Origin of the sequence: Paenibacillus glycinis (assembly GCF_009909185.1) — a bacterium.
Lineage (GTDB): Bacteria > Bacillota > Bacilli > Paenibacillales > Paenibacillaceae > Paenibacillus_Z > Paenibacillus_Z glycinis.
Window position 1 is genome coordinate 146,901 of record NZ_JAAAMV010000012.1, and the last position, 15,596, is coordinate 162,496.

At 59.4% G+C, this 15,596-nt stretch carries 12 protein-coding genes; 5 read left to right on the forward strand and 7 right to left on the reverse strand.

The window, feature by feature from the left end:
• Positions 1-266 precede the first annotated feature (266 nt).
• Both tatC and GT019_RS16305 read right to left on the reverse strand, forming a co-directional pair.
• Positions 267-1,019 (reverse strand): twin-arginine translocase subunit TatC, encoded by a 753-nt coding sequence (tatC, locus tag GT019_RS16300; protein WP_161744249.1) that lies wholly within the window; start codon positions 1,017-1,019, stop codon positions 267-269.
• The gene (locus tag GT019_RS16305; protein ID WP_161744250.1) at positions 1,016-1,246 is read right to left on the reverse strand and encodes a MerR family transcriptional regulator; all 231 of its coding nucleotides are present in this window, start codon (positions 1,244-1,246) and stop codon (positions 1,016-1,018) included. Before GT019_RS16305 ends, tatC begins: the two co-directional genes overlap by 4 nt.
• 366 nt (positions 1,247-1,612) lie before the next feature.
• On the opposite strand from GT019_RS16305, the gene GT019_RS16310 reads away from it, so the two are divergent.
• From GT019_RS16310 to GT019_RS16320, 3 genes are all read left to right on the forward strand, one after another.
• Positions 1,613-3,217, forward strand: coding sequence for a flavin monoamine oxidase family protein (locus tag GT019_RS16310; RefSeq protein WP_161744251.1), 1,605 nt, complete (start codon positions 1,613-1,615; stop codon positions 3,215-3,217).
• 103 nt (positions 3,218-3,320) lie between these two features.
• Positions 3,321-3,878, forward strand: a complete 558-nt coding sequence (locus GT019_RS16315; protein WP_161744252.1) for a RidA family protein — start codon at positions 3,321-3,323, stop codon at positions 3,876-3,878.
• A gap of 80 nt (positions 3,879-3,958) precedes the next feature.
• Positions 3,959-4,141 carry a twin-arginine translocase TatA/TatE family subunit gene (locus tag GT019_RS16320; protein WP_161744253.1) on the forward strand — a complete coding sequence of 61 codons (183 nt, stop codon included), beginning with the start codon at positions 3,959-3,961 and terminating at the stop codon, positions 4,139-4,141.
• A gap of 204 nt (positions 4,142-4,345) precedes the next feature.
• Here GT019_RS16320 and GT019_RS32490 read toward each other — a convergent pair whose 3' ends face one another.
• The 5 genes from GT019_RS32490 to GT019_RS16345 form a co-directional block, all read right to left on the reverse strand.
• Positions 4,346-6,349, reverse strand: coding sequence for a carbohydrate-binding protein (locus tag GT019_RS32490; RefSeq protein WP_161744254.1), 2,004 nt, complete (start codon positions 6,347-6,349; stop codon positions 4,346-4,348).
• Between the two features lie 644 nt (positions 6,350-6,993).
• A complete protein-coding gene (locus tag GT019_RS16330; RefSeq protein WP_161744255.1) occupies positions 6,994-8,049 on the reverse strand; it encodes a Gfo/Idh/MocA family protein in 1,056 nt (351 codons plus the stop codon).
• Positions 8,050-8,186: 137 nt separating this feature from the next.
• Positions 8,187-9,851, reverse strand: a complete 1,665-nt coding sequence (locus GT019_RS16335; RefSeq protein ID WP_161744256.1) for an extracellular solute-binding protein — start codon at positions 9,849-9,851, stop codon at positions 8,187-8,189.
• A gap of 68 nt (positions 9,852-9,919) precedes the next feature.
• Positions 9,920-10,831: a carbohydrate ABC transporter permease gene (locus tag GT019_RS16340; RefSeq protein WP_161744257.1), complete on the reverse strand. Its 912-nt coding sequence runs from the start codon at positions 10,829-10,831 to the stop codon at positions 9,920-9,922.
• 21 nt (positions 10,832-10,852) lie between these two features.
• Positions 10,853-11,782 (reverse strand): ABC transporter permease, encoded by a 930-nt coding sequence (locus GT019_RS16345; RefSeq protein WP_161744258.1) that lies wholly within the window; start codon positions 11,780-11,782, stop codon positions 10,853-10,855.
• A 313-nt stretch (positions 11,783-12,095) separates the two neighbouring features.
• Here GT019_RS16345 and GT019_RS16350 point away from each other — a divergent pair, with 313 nt between their 5' ends.
• Both GT019_RS16350 and GT019_RS16355 read left to right on the forward strand, forming a co-directional pair.
• Positions 12,096-13,835: a sensor histidine kinase gene (locus GT019_RS16350; protein WP_161744259.1), complete on the forward strand. Its 1,740-nt coding sequence runs from the start codon at positions 12,096-12,098 to the stop codon at positions 13,833-13,835.
• Positions 13,836-13,839: 4 nt separating this feature from the next.
• Positions 13,840-15,444, forward strand: a complete 1,605-nt coding sequence (locus GT019_RS16355; RefSeq protein WP_161744260.1) for a response regulator transcription factor — start codon at positions 13,840-13,842, stop codon at positions 15,442-15,444.
• Positions 15,445-15,596 lie beyond the last annotated feature (152 nt).

A 15,596-nucleotide genomic window follows, 5' to 3' on the forward strand; every position in this document is an offset into this window, starting at 1 on the left:
AAAACAAGCCGTCTTCCCGTCGCGCTCTTCTACGTTCTTCGCGCCCCTTCCTTAATCCTACGGCAATTCCGCTGCATGCCGCAAGCTTTGACGCGCTGCCGCTGGATCGGCGTCCAGCATTATCCTTCCGCGGCCCCCGGCGGACATAAAAAAGAACCACTCCTTCGAGCGGTTCGGTTCATGAATAGCAAGGCCGGCCGCCGGCCCGCGGCGTCATTGCTACTGCCGGCGCGGCGGATCGGGTGCGCGGCGTCATGCCCGCGGCATCAGGCGCCCGAGGCCTCGACGAGCGACGCGCTTCGGCGCCGTCCGTAGACGAGACGGGACAGCAGGACGCTGATCTCGTAGAGCAGCACCAGCGGGATGAACACCATCATATGCGACACCAGCTCCGGCGGGGAAATCAAGCTGGCGACGATCACGAGGATCAGGTACGCGTAACGCCGCATCTTATGAAGCGCCTTCGGGGTCAGCACGCCGATCTTCGTCAGGAACATCACGACGACCGGGAGCTCGAAGGCGATCGCGAGCGGGAGCACGATGTTGAACATGAAGCCGAAATACTGCGCCACGCCGTAGGTTTCGACCAGCTGCATGCTGCGGGTGATGCGGGAAGTGAACGCGTAGCTCATGGGGAAGACGACGAAATAACCGAAGCTCAGCCCGACCAGGAAACAAATCACGCTGTACGGCACGTACCGCAGCGCGGCGACGCGCTCCTGCGGATGAAGACCCTTCTTCACGAAGCCCCACAGCTGGTACAGAATGAAAGGCAGCGATATCGCGAGCGCGAATGCAAGCGCGATGGTCATGTACATCCGAATGCCGTCCCAAGGCGAGAACACGTTCCACGTCATCTCCGAGCCAGGGGGAACGCTCTTCAAATACCGCAGCACCTTCGGCGACACGTACAGCCCGCCGCCCAGCGACACCAAGACGACGGCGAGAATGCGCCAGATTCGGCTTCTCAGCTCGGTCAGATGCCCCATGAGCGTCATCGTCTCGTCGCTCCGTTTCATTCGCCGCACGCCCTTCCGGCTTTTCTAAGCTCGAACGTGTGAAACCCGTCCCTCAGCTTGTCGTTGATTTCCTTCAGCCGCTCCACGTCGCCGAACGAATACTTGCGCACGCCTCCGCTCGTTCGAACCGGAAATACCAACTGCTTCTCCTCGTAATACCGGATTTGCCTCTCCGTCAAGCCAGTCAAATCGCATACGATTCCGATGCCCATCACCTTGTCATTCATCGTCCAACGGCCTCCCCTAGTGTGTGTAGTAGTCGGTCGCCGGGTGAATCCCCGACAGAAGACATGTCACGAAACCTTACAAATGCCTTCTTGGGTCGAAATGATAACAGCACGTTAGGAAATATTCAATGGGCCTGTTAGCCCGGTCCAGGCTTGTCTTTTATGTTGCGAAACGTTTCTTTAGTGCATAAACGCACTAAAACTGGTGATTTTTCCCTACCAAACGTTAGGTGATTGAATATTTTTATCATACATATAAATTTTATTTATGTTAGGCTTTCTTACAAAAGATTGGATTTGCCAAAAAAATCCGTGTTACATTGCTCGCAGAGTCGGACTGACGATCCACAAAAGGAGCTGAAGCGCATGGAAACGAAAGAAACGCCAAACGAAGTCTCGCGCAGACAATTTCTGACGACCGTCGGCAAAATCGGCGGCGCCGCCGCCGTATTCAGCGTCATGGGCACGATGGGACTGTTTACGCCGGAGACGATGAAGGCCGCGGAATACACGCCTCCTTCCGGCTGGGACCTGAAGGGCTCGGGCCGCTCCGGCAAAAAAATCGTCATTCTCGGCGCCGGTCTCGCCGGCTTGACGGCCGCCTACGAGCTCGGCAAGGCCGGTTACGATTGCACGATCCTCGAGGCCCGGGCCCGTACCGGCGGCCGGAACTGGTCGGTGCGGCGCGGGACGACCGTGACCGAGGTCGGCGGACAGAAGCAGGTCGCGCGCTTCGACGACGGCCATTACCTGAACGCCGGCTGCATGCGCATCCCGCAGTTCCACTCCACGATGGAATACTGCCGGGAATTCGGCATTCAGATGGAGCCGTTCAACAACGTGAACGACAGCGCCTTTTATTACAACCAGAACGTCGGCGCCTTATCCAACACCCGGGTGGTGAAGCGCGCGGCCAAGGCCGACGCCAAGGGGTATATCAGCGAACTGCTGGCCAAGGCCGTCAACCAGCCGGGTCTCGATCTGCCGCTCACGCCGGAGGAGAAGGACAAGGTCGTCGCTTATCTCCGCTCCGAGGGCAATCTCGACGCCGACTTGTTTTACAAGGGCTCGTCTCGCGGCGGCTACAAGGATGAACCGGGCTCGCGCCTCGACGCCGGCGTCATTCGCGATCCGTTCGACATGAAGGCGATCATCAACTCCGGTTTCGCCAATTATTTCAGCAGCGAATACAGCTACGATCAGCAGATGATGATGTTCCACCCCGTCGGCGGCATCGACGCCATTCCGAAAGCGTTCGAGAAACGGCTCGGCAACCGGATCAAGCACAATATGGAGGTCACCGAGATCAAGCATGTCGGCGAGAAGGTGCAAGTCTCCTACAAGGACCTGCTCAGCGGGGACGCGAAGCAGATCGAAGGCGATTATTGCATCTGCACGATCCCGCTGTCCGTGCTGAAGACGATCAAGCACGACCTGTCCTCCGAGATGACGAACGCGATCAACAACACCAAATACGCGAATGCCGGCAAAATCGGCCTGCAGTTCAAGCGCCGCTTCTGGGAAGAAGACGATCTCATCTTCGGCGGCAATACGCTGACGAACATGGACATCTCCTCCATCTACTACCCGCCGACCAACTACATGGCCAAGAAGGGCGTGCTGCTCGGCTATTACGCGATGGGGGCCAGCGCGGACAAGATCGGCGCCATGACCTTCCAGCAGCGCGAAGCGCTCGCCCTTGAGCAAGGCGGCAAGATCCATCCGCAATACTTCAGCGAGTTCGAGTCCTCCTTCTCCGTCAACTGGAAAACGATCAAGTACAACATGGGCAGCTGGGTATCCTACTCGGCCGACGACCGCAAGACGAACTACCCGGCGCTGTGCCGGCCCGACCGCCGCGTCTACCTTGCCGGCGAACACATCAGCTACATTACGGCCTGGATGGCCGGCGCGATCGACTCCGCCCGCTCGGTCGTCACCGACATTCACGAGCGCGTCATGAAAGAGTAGCCGGCCGCCCATTCGCCGGCAATCGACCGATTTCGATCCGGAGCCAAGCGTATCCGGGCGCACCGCACTAGGTTGTTACCAGTCCATTCGGGAGGGAATATCCATGAAAATGAGTCGAAAATTGAAGATCGCCGCCGGCATCGTCGTGATATCCTGCCTCGCCGCCGCCGCGAGCGTCTACGCCGCGATCACGCCGAACAAGTATCCGCTCGCCCCGATTAACGAGCCGGAATTCTACGGAAGCCCGACCTCCTCCATTGCCAGCGCCGTGGCCATGCCGGGCGGCACCGCCACGTTCGAGACGAGCGGCACGACGCCGTCCGTCATCAATAAGGAAGGCAAAACGATCTACGAGCGTTACGGCGATACGGAAACGCAGGGCCTCAGCGTGCTGAAGAACATCGAGAAGCAGTTGAAGGAGCAGGGCCTGTCGATGAAGGACGTCACGTACCTGCGGGTATACGTCGCGCCGGACGCCGCGAAGGACGGCAAGTTCGATTTCGACGGCTGGTTCAGCGCATACGCGAAGTATTTCAATACGACGGAAAACCCGACCAAGACCGCCCGCTCCACCGTCGGCGTCGCCGGTCTCGTCAATGCCGATTGGCTGATCGAGATCGAAGCCGTCGCCGCCTATCCGAGCAATCACGATCAGGATTAACGGGCGCCGCGAATACGCACGACGTCTGAGCCCGACGTATAGGGTACCGCATTCCTACTATAAGAATGGAGATGATTCGCATGCTGCAAAACGTTGGCTTTCCGGGTCTTATGATGATTCTGGTCGTCGTCTTGATCATATTCGGGCCATCCAAACTGCCCGAGCTCGGCCGCGCGGTCGGCCGCACGCTGCACGAGTTCAAGTCCTCCGCCAAGGAGCTCGTCTCCGACAGCAAGGAAGAGGTTACGGATTCGAAGTCGTAGCCGACGCACGCAAGGAACGCTTCTGCGGACGCGGCAGCATGGCGCTCCGCGGCGCCGTGACATGCATAAGAAAGCCCCGTCGTTTCCGGTTTCATCCGGGAACGACGGGGCTTTCGCTTTTGCGCAGCGCGCCGGGCCGGCGCGCTGCGCGAGGCTCGGCGTGCGCAAGGCGCGGCTTACGGATCAGCCGCGCGAGGCCGGCTTTTACTGCACCCGCAAGTTATCGAAGTAATAGTCGAGCGACGTTCTGCCGTTGATCTGCGCGGTGAAGCCCGAATAGAGGTACAGATTGACGCTATTGAGCTGATGGCGGCTCGCCTGCGGGATGCCGGAGAGGTTGACCGTCACGGTATTCCACTGGTTGGCCGTCAGATTGGGCAGGCGATCCTCGTAAATGACGCCCCCCGCCTGATCCTGCAGCTTCAGCGTGATCGGCTCGGCCTGCCCGGAAGGCGTCTGGCTGGTCGGATAGACGTCGAGCTTCAGGCTCGCCGCGCCCGAGATGTCGACGTACGGGCTCGCGATGTTATAGTAGCCGTTCGCCCAGCCGCTAGACGGCACGGTGTAATGGAACTTGATCGACTGCGCGCCTTCCGTCTTCTTCGTCGTATCCGCCGTACGCGTGGCCTCGCCCGCCCATTGCGAGACATTTTCGAAGCCGTTGATCGTCAGCGCGGACGAACCGGTCGTCGTCACCGTGAATTTGTCGATGTCCGCAGCCGGCGTATCGCCCGAATCCCGCTGAATCTTGATCGTGTTGGACGTTCCGGCATTCAACGGAATCGTAATGTTCGCCGTATTGCCGAACGTATTCCATCCGCCCGTTGCCGCGTAGCTCGTTTGCTGAATTTTCGTCCCGTTCACGTAGAGGCTGAGCGTCGACGCTCCACCGTTGCCGTTGGCGTAGCGGATAACCAGCGTCGCATTGCCTCCGCTGCCCCCGTTTACGCTGCCGACCTGCGAATACGCGCCGACCGAGTTCAGATTGCCCACGACCTTGCCGCCGGACGCGTTCGTCGCGTTCTGCTGCTGTCCTCCGCCGCCGTATGTTCCGCTCTCCGCTTCATAGGTTACGGTCGTTCCGCCCGTTGGCGGCGTTGAACCGCCGTAGCCGGAAGTCGGCGGCGTCGGTGCCGGCGGCGTATTGGTCATTACCGTCAGCAGCTGGCTCATGACCGGCTTGAACGTGTTGTTGTTGCGCAGCAAGCCGAAGTTCGATTCGGGATCGTTCAGGTTCGTGCTGCCGTCCTTGTACGTGTACAGGAACATCGGTCCCGTCCAGGACTGCCAGGCGGACTGGGTCCACACTTGAAAGGCCGAGACGATGTAATCGCTTTGCTGCTGCTCGGTTACCGTATTCGGCCCGGACGTCGGATAACCGAATTCGGTCGCCCACACCTGCTTGCCGCCGTCTCCGTTATTGGCCATGATCGCGTGAATCTCGTTCGCCCGCAGCAGCGCGTTCCATACGCTCGGCGTGGTCGGCGCTGCCGGCCAGCAGTATGGATGGATCGCCTGGACGTCAAAGTAGTCTTTTCCGCCGTTCGCGTAGATCTGCGTGACCCAGTCGTACGGGTCGACGATGCCAGAGGTGTTGATCAGGTTCGCCGGAGCCCCGTCGACGATCGTCACCGGAATATGCAGGTCGCTCGAAGCCGCTCGAAGCGCCGTCGAACCCGGAATCAGGATGTTGCTGACGAACAGCGAAGGGCTGGATTGGACCGAATAGTTCGGCTCGTTCCACAGCTCGTAAGCCGTCACGCCGAGCGGCATGTAGCGTCTCGCCGCGAGATCGAGGAAATTCTTCCACGCGTTGATGTTCGCGGCGTTCGGATAATAGCGGGTGTCGGCATTGCCGCCGTTCGCCCAGCTCGGCGCGTAGGAAGCGACGAGCAGCACCTTCAGCCCCCGGCTGAGCGCCGTATTGACCATTTTGTCCGGCCAGCTCCAGTCGTAGGAGGTCGCCCCTCCGGCCTGGACGATATCCCATTTCAAATCGATCCGAACCCATTGCATGCCCGTCGCGACGACGTTGTCCGCCGCCGTATTGAGCTCGGCCTGCGTGCCGAAATACCACTGCCCGTTGACCCCGCCTCTGGAATTCGGCGTACTGTAAGCGCTAACATAAGCAGGCGCGATAAAGCCCGAGATCAGCATGGCCAGCATGGCGAAGCACAGCAGCAGCGAAACGCGGTTTTTCCTTGTCACGATAAAACCTCCCGATGGTTAAAGTGTGGATGATGCGGCATCTCCCTTTCCTTGCGGTCTTGTCCCTCCCCGAAAATGGTCTGAAGCGCGGCCGGCCGCGCTTTGAGGCTATCGTAATTCACGGCCCGCGGCGGGTCAATTCAAGATCTTTACCTGTGCGGTATTGGATTCTTGATATTCCGCGGCCGGCGACCGCGCACGACAAAAACCGCCAAGCCTCGGCATTTCCGAAACTTGGCGGTCGATCTGCGAACATATGGGGATTACGCGAGCACGGCCTTGGGATCGCTGCCGCCTCGGCCGCGGCGGTCCATCACTTAGACGGTAAACGAATCGGTCCAAGCCAGCGTCAATCGTTTATAATGCTCGGTTGCTCTCAATGTCCCGTGGACGTTTATCAATCCCGGTCCCCGCCCCGTAACAAGACCGGAAATCGCGGTTCCAGCGACCGAAAGAACATGATCTCGGGTAAAATCGCCAGTTGGTATCGTCATCCCTTGCTCCCTTTCTCTGCTCAACGTTAGGTCCAAGGTACGCTTGTATTTATGAATGGATGATGAACGGTTTCGAATCCTCGTAAAAAAAACCATCCCGACGCAGATGCATCGGAATGGTTACTGTCAATCTTTAATTACAACTGCCGGCTACAAGCTCAAGCTCACCGTACGCTTCTCCGCATTCGACCGGATAATCGCGTCCAGCACCTCCTGATTGCGGTAGCCGTCCATGAAGCCCGGAAGACCGTCCGGCGCGGCGCCGTCCAGCATCGCCAGGAAATCCGCGTATTGCGAGACCTTGCAGCGTTCCGGCACGTCGATAACCGCCCTCGCGAGCTGGCCAGGCGCTTCTTCGCGAATCCAGATCAGCTGATCGGGATTCAGCGTCGACGCGTGCAGCGTTCCCGCGTCGCCATAGATCGACGCCTCGTGCTGATTGCCGGAGCCGATCGCGTTGCGCGAGGACTGGAAGATGCCGACGGCTCCGTCCGCCATGCGCGCCTGGAAGCTGACGAAATCGTCGACTTCGATGCGCACCATCCCGCCCGTCGCGGGATCCGGCCGCTCGGGGATGAGCGTCTCCAGCTGCGCCGACAGCTCGCGGAATTCGCCGAACAGAAACCGCGCCAGATCGATCATATGCGAGCCCAGATCGCCGAGCGTGCCCGTGCCGGTGATGTCCTTGTTGAACCGCCAGATGTACGGCGTGTCATGGGAAGCCGCTCCCCAGCTCTGCAAATATTGGATCGAGAAGCTTCGCACCTTGCCCAGCTTGCCTTCCCGCAGCAGCTCCCGCGCATAGCGGAACGCCGGCGTATACCGGTAGCTGAAGCCGATCATGCCCGCCGACGGACGGCGCTCGTACAGCGCGAGCAGCGGAGCGGCTTCCTCGAAGACGCGGGTGAACGGCTTCTCGCCCAGGAACGGCTTGCCCGCCTCCAGGCATGCCTGCATAATCGCCGCATGGACATGGTTCGGCGTCACGGATACGACCGCGTCGACGTCCGGATCCGCGATCAGCCGCACGAAATCCGCGTACCGTTTGTCCGTCTGGATACCGAGCTGATCGCCGACGCCCGCGAGCGCCTCCTCGTTCACGTCGCTTACCGCGATGACATCGAACCGCCCCTCGGCAGCGAGCCATCGAATATGAGACTGCGCCATGCCGCCGAGCCCGATTAAGCCAATGCGATATTTGTTCATCTTCATTCCTTCTCCCTTCATCTCGGAGCTGCTCATGCGGCACTCGTTCCTAACGGCAATCCGCCATGAGACCTCGCTCACCGCATCGTTCCATGAATCTGCCCCGCAGGCGTTCTGCGGGGCAGCAGGCAGAGCGATTATTTCAATTCCTGGTAACGCGCGAAGGCGTCGTTATAGATCTTCACCAGCTTCTCGAGGCCCATGTCGTTCAGCTTCTTGACGTAGCCGTCCCATTCTTCGTCGATGCCGCCCTTCGTAATCCACTGTGCGCGGGTGCTGGCGATATAGCTGTCGATGTCCGTCGTCAACGTCGGCAGATCCGCGTATTCTTCGGCCGTGTACATGACGTCCGGGAACGGCTCCGTCACGAACTCCTTGCCCAGGTTGTCGAGCTGCAGCTTCAGGCCGTCGCCGCTCGTCGGATCGAGCTTGATGCTCTTCTCGAATTCGGGGCTGGCGTACTTCGGCCCGAAGTCCCGCAGCGAGCCGTCCCAGTACCACGCGTCCGCGCTCGTGCCGTCAGGCGGATCCATCAGCGTGTACGTGCCGTCGCTTTCCTTCTTGATCGTGGTGCCGATCGCGCCCCAGAAGTTCTGGATGCTCGCTTCGCCGGTGTAGAATTGATCCGCCCAGCGCGCGGTTTCGTCCGGATATTTGTTCGTCGTCGTAATCAGCACTTCGTTGCGGCGGTAGCTCATGCCGTTCGGCTCGCCGAGCTGGTACTTGTTGCCGTCCGGGCCGGCAATCGGCGCGATGGCCTCGTACTCCTTGCTCCATTGGCCGAATACGGCGTCCGGCGTCCACTGGTACGTGAAGCCGATCAGCGAGGCATCCGGATTTTGGCGCTTCGCCGTCAGCATCGTGTTGTCCTGGGTGAACGTTTCCTTGTCGATCAAGCCTTCGGCATAGAGCTTATGCGCCCATTCCATGGCGGCTTTGTATTCATCGGACGTCGGGAAATATTCGGTCTTGCCGTCCTTGACGACCATATGGTTGGCCCGGAGATCCGTAATGCCGAACGGCGCGAGGAAGTTCATGTCCAGATCTCCCGAATCGCTGTACGGAATTTCGTCCGCCTTGCCGTTGCCGTTCGGATCCTGCTCCTTGAAGGCCTTGAGCACGGTGTACAGCTCGTCGATCGTCGTCGGCTCCTTGAGCCCGAGCTTATCCAGCCACTGCTTGTTGATGACCGGCTGCACGGAAGATACCGGACGCGACGGGAGCCGCGCGGGCAGCGAGTAGATCTTGCCGTCCGGGAACGTGCTCAGCTTCTTCAGCTCCGGCGACTCCGCCATGGCGGCCTTCAGGTTCGGCATATCCTTCTCGATGTACTCGTCGAGCGGACGGAAGATGCTCAGGTTGTTGACGATGTCGGCATTCGTGAACGCGATGTCGCCGATAATGACGTCCGGCAGCTTGCCGCTCGCCAGCATGACGGACTTCTGGTCGCCCCAGTCGTTGGACGAGACGACCTGCCAGTTGATCTTGACGTTCGTCTGCTTCTCCAATTCCTGCAGCCAGGCGTTCTTCGTGAACGTGTCGCCCATGCTGCCCCAGCGGATCGTCAGCACGTTCAGCGTGATCGGATCTTTGACGATCGGCAGGCCTTCCGGGTTGTAATTGCCGTCTTCCGTTTTGCTGCCCTCCGATTTGTTTCCCGCCGCATTCGTACTCGTATTCGTATTCGTATTCGTGCCGCCGTCGTTGCTGCTGCAGCCCGCCAGTACGGTCGTGCCGAGCACGGACAGCAGCGCCAGGCCGGACAGCATGCGGAATGCGCTTCGCTTCGATACATTTGCCATGCGTATATCCCCCTATCAAGTAGTCGGTTCCATGAGTTCCGTTCCAATCTTGAACTGCGGACGCGCCTCTACTCCTTCACCGCGCCGATCATCACCCCCTTGTTGAAATACTTCTGCACGAAGGGGTAGAAGCAGATGATCGGCAGCGTGGAGACGATGATGACGGAATAGCGGAGCAAGTTAGCCAGCCGCAGCGCGATCTGGGCCGCTTCCCCGGTTCCGAGCGCCGTCTGCATCTGGTTCGTGACCAGAATATCCCGAAGGATGAGCTGCAGCGGGAACAGATTCTTGTCCTGCAAATAGATCAAGGCGTTGAAATACGCGTTCCACTGCCCCACCGCGAACCACAGCGCCAGCACGGAGACGACCGCTTTGGAGAGCGGCAGCACGATCTGGACGTAGAAGCGGAGATTGCCGCAGCCGTCGATCTGGGCCGCCTCCCACAATTCCGCCGGGATGCTCGTACGGAAAAAGGTGCGCGCCACGATGATGTCGAACACCGCGACCGAGAACGGCAGCACCATGACCAGGAACGTATCGTACAGATGAAAATCGCGAATGGTCAGGAACGTCGGAATAAGCCCGCCGTTGAAGAACATGGTGAAGATGAAGAAGAGCGACAGGGCCTTGCGGCCGACGAGGTCCCGCCTCGACAGCGCATAGCCGGCCGAGACGTTGACGGCAAGCCCGATCGCGGTGCCGACGACCGTGTACAGGATCGTGTTGCGATAGCCGATCCAGATATTCGAGTGCTTCAGCAGCTCCTTGTAGCCGTCGATCGTCCATCCGCGGGGAAACAGCCACACTTTCCCGCCTGCCACGGCGGAAGGATCGCTGAAAGACGCGATTACAATGAAATAAAGCGGATATAACACAATCAATAGCATGAGAGCGGCCCAAATGTACAGCAGCGTCTCCAGCGCCTTGTCGCCGGACCCCGGCTTTTTGCGCCGCAATTTCAGGTTCGTTGCAGCTTCCATCGCGGTTCGACCTCCCTCCCGTTACCAGAGACTGTGCTCGGTATATTTTTTGGACACCCAGTTGACGAGGAGGAGCAGCGAGAAATTAATTAACGTGTTGAACAGGTTGATCGCCGCCGAGAAGCTGTATTGGGAGCTGATAAGCCCGATCTTGTACACGTAGGTCGAGATCACCTCGCTGCCGGAGATGTTCAGGTTGTTCTGCATCAAATACGCTTTCTCGAAGCCGACGCCGAGCAATCCGCCGACCCGCAGGATGAGCAACGTCACGGCCGTCGGGATGAGCATCGGGATGTCGATGAACCGGATCTTGTGCCACCGGCCCGCCCCGTCGACCGTAGCCGCCTCGTAGAGACTGGGGTCGACCGACGACAGCGCCGCGATGTAGATGATGCTGTCCCAGCCCATATGCTGCCAGACGTCCGACCACACGTACACGCTGCTGAACAAGCTCGCCGATCCCATCAGGTTCGGCGCTTCCGCCCCGAACAGCCGGTACACGGCGCCGATCAGGCCGTTCCCCGGCGACAGCAGGATCAGCATCAGGCCGACGACCACGACGGTGGAGATGAAATGCGGCATGTACGTAACCGTCTGGAACACCCGCTTGAACCGCCCCGCCCGCATTTGGTTGACCAGGATCGCGAACGCGATCGGAATCGGAAACGTCGCGAAGCTGTACAAGCTGATGATCAGCGTATTCTTGATCGTGACCGAGAATTGGTAGGAGTTAAAGTACTTCTCGAAATACTTGAGGCCCGCCCACGGGCTGTCCATGATGCCCTTGGCGGGGCTGAAATCCTTGAACGCGATGATGACGCCGTACATCGGTTTATACGTAAAGAGCAGCAGCAGCACGACGGCCGGCAGCAGCAGGACGTACAAGCCCCAGTTCCTGCCGATCCTCGCGAATATCCGCTGCGCGCCGCCGCTTGATTGCGTGTCGAGCATCGCCCGAACCCCCTTTGCCTGTGAATGATCCCGCCGTTCTCGTCCATGACCCCAGTATACGCGCGGATTCCGGTGCCATATGGACTTCATCCGCGCATATTCCGGACATTTCGCCTGCCGGCGCCGATGACCGGACCGATCCGGACCTTCGGGCGCGCGCCCGGCGATGCAATCCAGACTTCTTGCTGGCATTTTCCGGACATTCGTCGTTTGAAAGCGGATTCGCATCTTGTATTTTCGGTTGGCGGCATTATAATAATCAGACGGCGCAACGGAATTCCCGAAGCCGATCGAAAGGGGACTGCGGCGGCAGATGGCACGACAAGCGGAGAACAAGCTGTATCCGATCCAGCACTACGTCCGAATTATCCTGATCATCTCGTTTTCCGCGCTGGTGCTGGATTTCATGATCAGCTTCGCCTCGATCACGATCGTCAAGCAGCAATCGGCCCGGGATCTGCGGGACACCGCCTATCTCTACATCAACCGGATCAACAACGACTTCTCCTACATCTCCCACTTCATGGGCTGGACGCTGGCCAACGACGAGAACATCAAGGTCATGGCGGCCCACGGCCCCGACGAAACGGCATTCCTGAAAGCCAACTTGTCGCTGTACCGGCGTTTCGTCGAGCTGCAGAAGAGCTACGGCACGGCCTACAATTTCTTTCTCTATTTCGATAAGAAGAATTACCTGCAGAACTGCGCGCCGATGGGGATGACCTACACGGAGTACCAAGCTCTGCAGAAGCAGGTCGGCATCTATATCAAGGACAAGGTTTATTACGAGAAGCTCTATTCGTGGTGGTCGACCGTCCAGCTCGCGGGGAAATTTTATATCCTGAATATCGTGCCGTACCATGACAGCTACCTCATCTGCCTCATCTCCGCGGACGATCTGATCCGGCCCCTGCGCCAGACCAATCTGGGCGAGAACGGCTATGCGTCCCTGACCAGCGAGGACGGCACGCGCGTGACCAGCCCGATCTCCAACAAGGGCGAGCTGCTCGACGTCAAGCCGAAGCAGACGGCGTTCCCCGATCTGCTTCGAACCAAAACGACGGTGAACGGCGAATTCACCAACGCTTCTTTCTACGTGAAGCTCGTCATCCAATTCGGCGCGTTCGAGAAAATCATGATCGCCCAGCTGCTCATCGTGCTGCTCGCCGTCATCATCGCCTGCAGCCTGTGCTTCATCATGCTTTATTTCAAGAACAAGGTGCTGCAGCCGATCAAGAACTTCTCCTACAACCTGACCTTCTGGGACGGCGACGGCGAGCCGCTCGACATTCGGAGCAGCAAGATGTTCGAGCTGGAGAAGGCCAACAAGCAGTTTCTTAACCTGGTGAAACAAATCAAGGATTACAAGATCGACATCTACGAGCGCGAGATCGAGAAGCAGCGCATCCAGCTGGATTACATGAAGCTGCAGATCAAGCCGCATTTCTTCCTGAACTGCCTGACGACCATCCACAGCATGGCGCAAATGGGCATGGACGAGGAAATCCAGCAAATGGCTTTATCCACCTCGGATTATTTCCGGTACATTTTCCAGAACGGCCAGGACTTCGTCCGGCTGGAGGATGAGCTCGAGCATGTCCGGATTTATCTCGAGATTCAGAAAAGCCGCTACCGGGACTCGTTCGTCTACCGGATCTCGCAATCCGAGCGGACGCGGGGCGCTAGGATCCCGCCGCTTGTCCTGCAGACGTTCGTCGAGAACGCGATCAAGTACGCGGTGTCCAGGGACAACGAAGCGCAGATCTCGCTCGACGTCGCGCGCGAGCTGACTGAGGACGCCGAGATGACCGTGATCCGCATCTCCGATAGCGGTCCAGGCTTCGCGCCGGACGTGCTGACCAAGCTGCAGGACGGACAGCCGCTCGACCAGGCGCACGGAACGCAGATCGGCATCATGAACACCGTCCAGCGGCTGGCGTATTTGTACCGCGATCGGGCGGCCATCCGCTTCGCCAACCGCGAAGGCGGGGGCGCCTGCGTCGTACTCTATCTGCCGGAGCCGCCGGCCAATTCAACCGGGATGGGAGCGTGACCGCATGAACGTGCTGCTCGTGGACGACGATTATTTCGTCGTGACCGCCTTGGAGAAGAAGATCGACTGGAACTCGCTGGGGATCGAATCGGTCCATACCGCCCATAACGTCGCGCAGGCGCGCGACGTTATGAAGCGCCATGACATCGAGATCCTTATCTCCGATATCGAGATGCCGCAGGGCAGCGGGCTGGAATTGCTGGCGTGGATTCGGGAGGAACACTACGACGTGCAGGCCATCTTCCTGACGAACTACGCCGATTTCAATTACGCCCAGAAAGCGATCGAGCTGCGGAGCTTTGAATATTTCCTCAAGCCGATCCAGTTCGACAAGCTGATGCTGATCATCCGCAAGGCCGTCGAGCGGGCGCAGGAACAGCAGCAGAACGAGCGGGCGATACAAGAGGGCCGCTACTGGCAGCAAAATCATGCGAAGATGCGCGAGCATTTCTGGCGGAAGCTCGTCGGCGGCAGCGCCTCCTCCCCGGTCAAGCCGGCCGAGATCGCGGCGGCCGTCCAGGAGCAGCATCTCGCCTACGGCATGAACGATGCCGTGCAGCCCGTGCTGTTCAGCCTGTTCCCGTACGACGGCAGCATGGGCCGCGACGAGAAGAACCTGTTCGACTTCGCGCTGCTGAACGTCCTGTACGAATTGTTCCGGCACGCGGACTTTACCGTCGAGACCGTCCTGGAGTACAAGACGCGGCAATGGATGGCTATCCTGAACTGGAACCGGCCGCCCGCCGACGGGGTGCTCGCGGATCTATGCGGGTCGTTTATCCGGCAGGCGAACCGCTCGCTCAAGAGCGATGCCTGCTGCATCGTCGGCGTCCCCGGCACGCTCGGAGGCGCGAGCCCGATCATCCGGCGGCTGCTCCAGCTGAACGAAGACATCGCCAAACGGCGCAATCGGGTCTTCTTCGCGGAGGAGTATGGCCGAACGTCCGAGGAAGGCTATGCGCCGCCGAATCTGAAGCTGCTCGAAGCGCTGCTCGACGAGGGCAAGCCGGCCGAATTCCTGAAGGAAACGACCCGGTATTTGAACGACCGTTCGCGCCAGCCCTATTTCACCACCTCCGTGCTCAGCCTGTTTCGCCTCGATCTGATGCAGCTCGTGTACGCGTTCCTCAAGTCGAAGGGCATTCAGGCGCATCAGCTCTACGCCGGCAGAGCGAACGAGCAGCTGCTCGCCCAGTCCCTGAATTCCGTCGAAGACATGGAGGAATACCTGCGCTGCCTGGTCAATACCGCCATGGAATACCGGGTCTTCGCTGAGCAGCCAAAGTCCGTCGCGGAAGAGATCAAACAGTACATCCATGCCCGTTACGGAGAGGATCTGACCCGCAACAGCCTCGCGGACGTCGTCTTCCTCCACCCGGACTACCTGGCGCGGCTGTTCAAGAAGGAGACCGGCGTATCGCTCGGCGCCTACATCATCGAGGCGCGAATCGCGGCCGCCAAGCAGCTGCTCCGCGCGACGGACCAGTCCGTGTTCGCCGTCGCCAAGAAGGTCGGCTATGCCAACTATTCCTACTTCGCGAAGGTGTTCAAGCAGGAGGCCGGAGTGACGCCGAGCGAGTATAAGCAGCATGGCGCGCGGCAGCCGTGATCGGCATCGCGCGAAAAAGGCCAACCGGGCAGAATCGGGTTGACCTTTTTCGCATATAGCATGCAATGCAAAAAGACAGGCACATAAAGGAGGGCCTTCGTGGGAATTAATGCCATAAACAAAAAAGCCGCGATTGCCGCAGCCTTTGATGA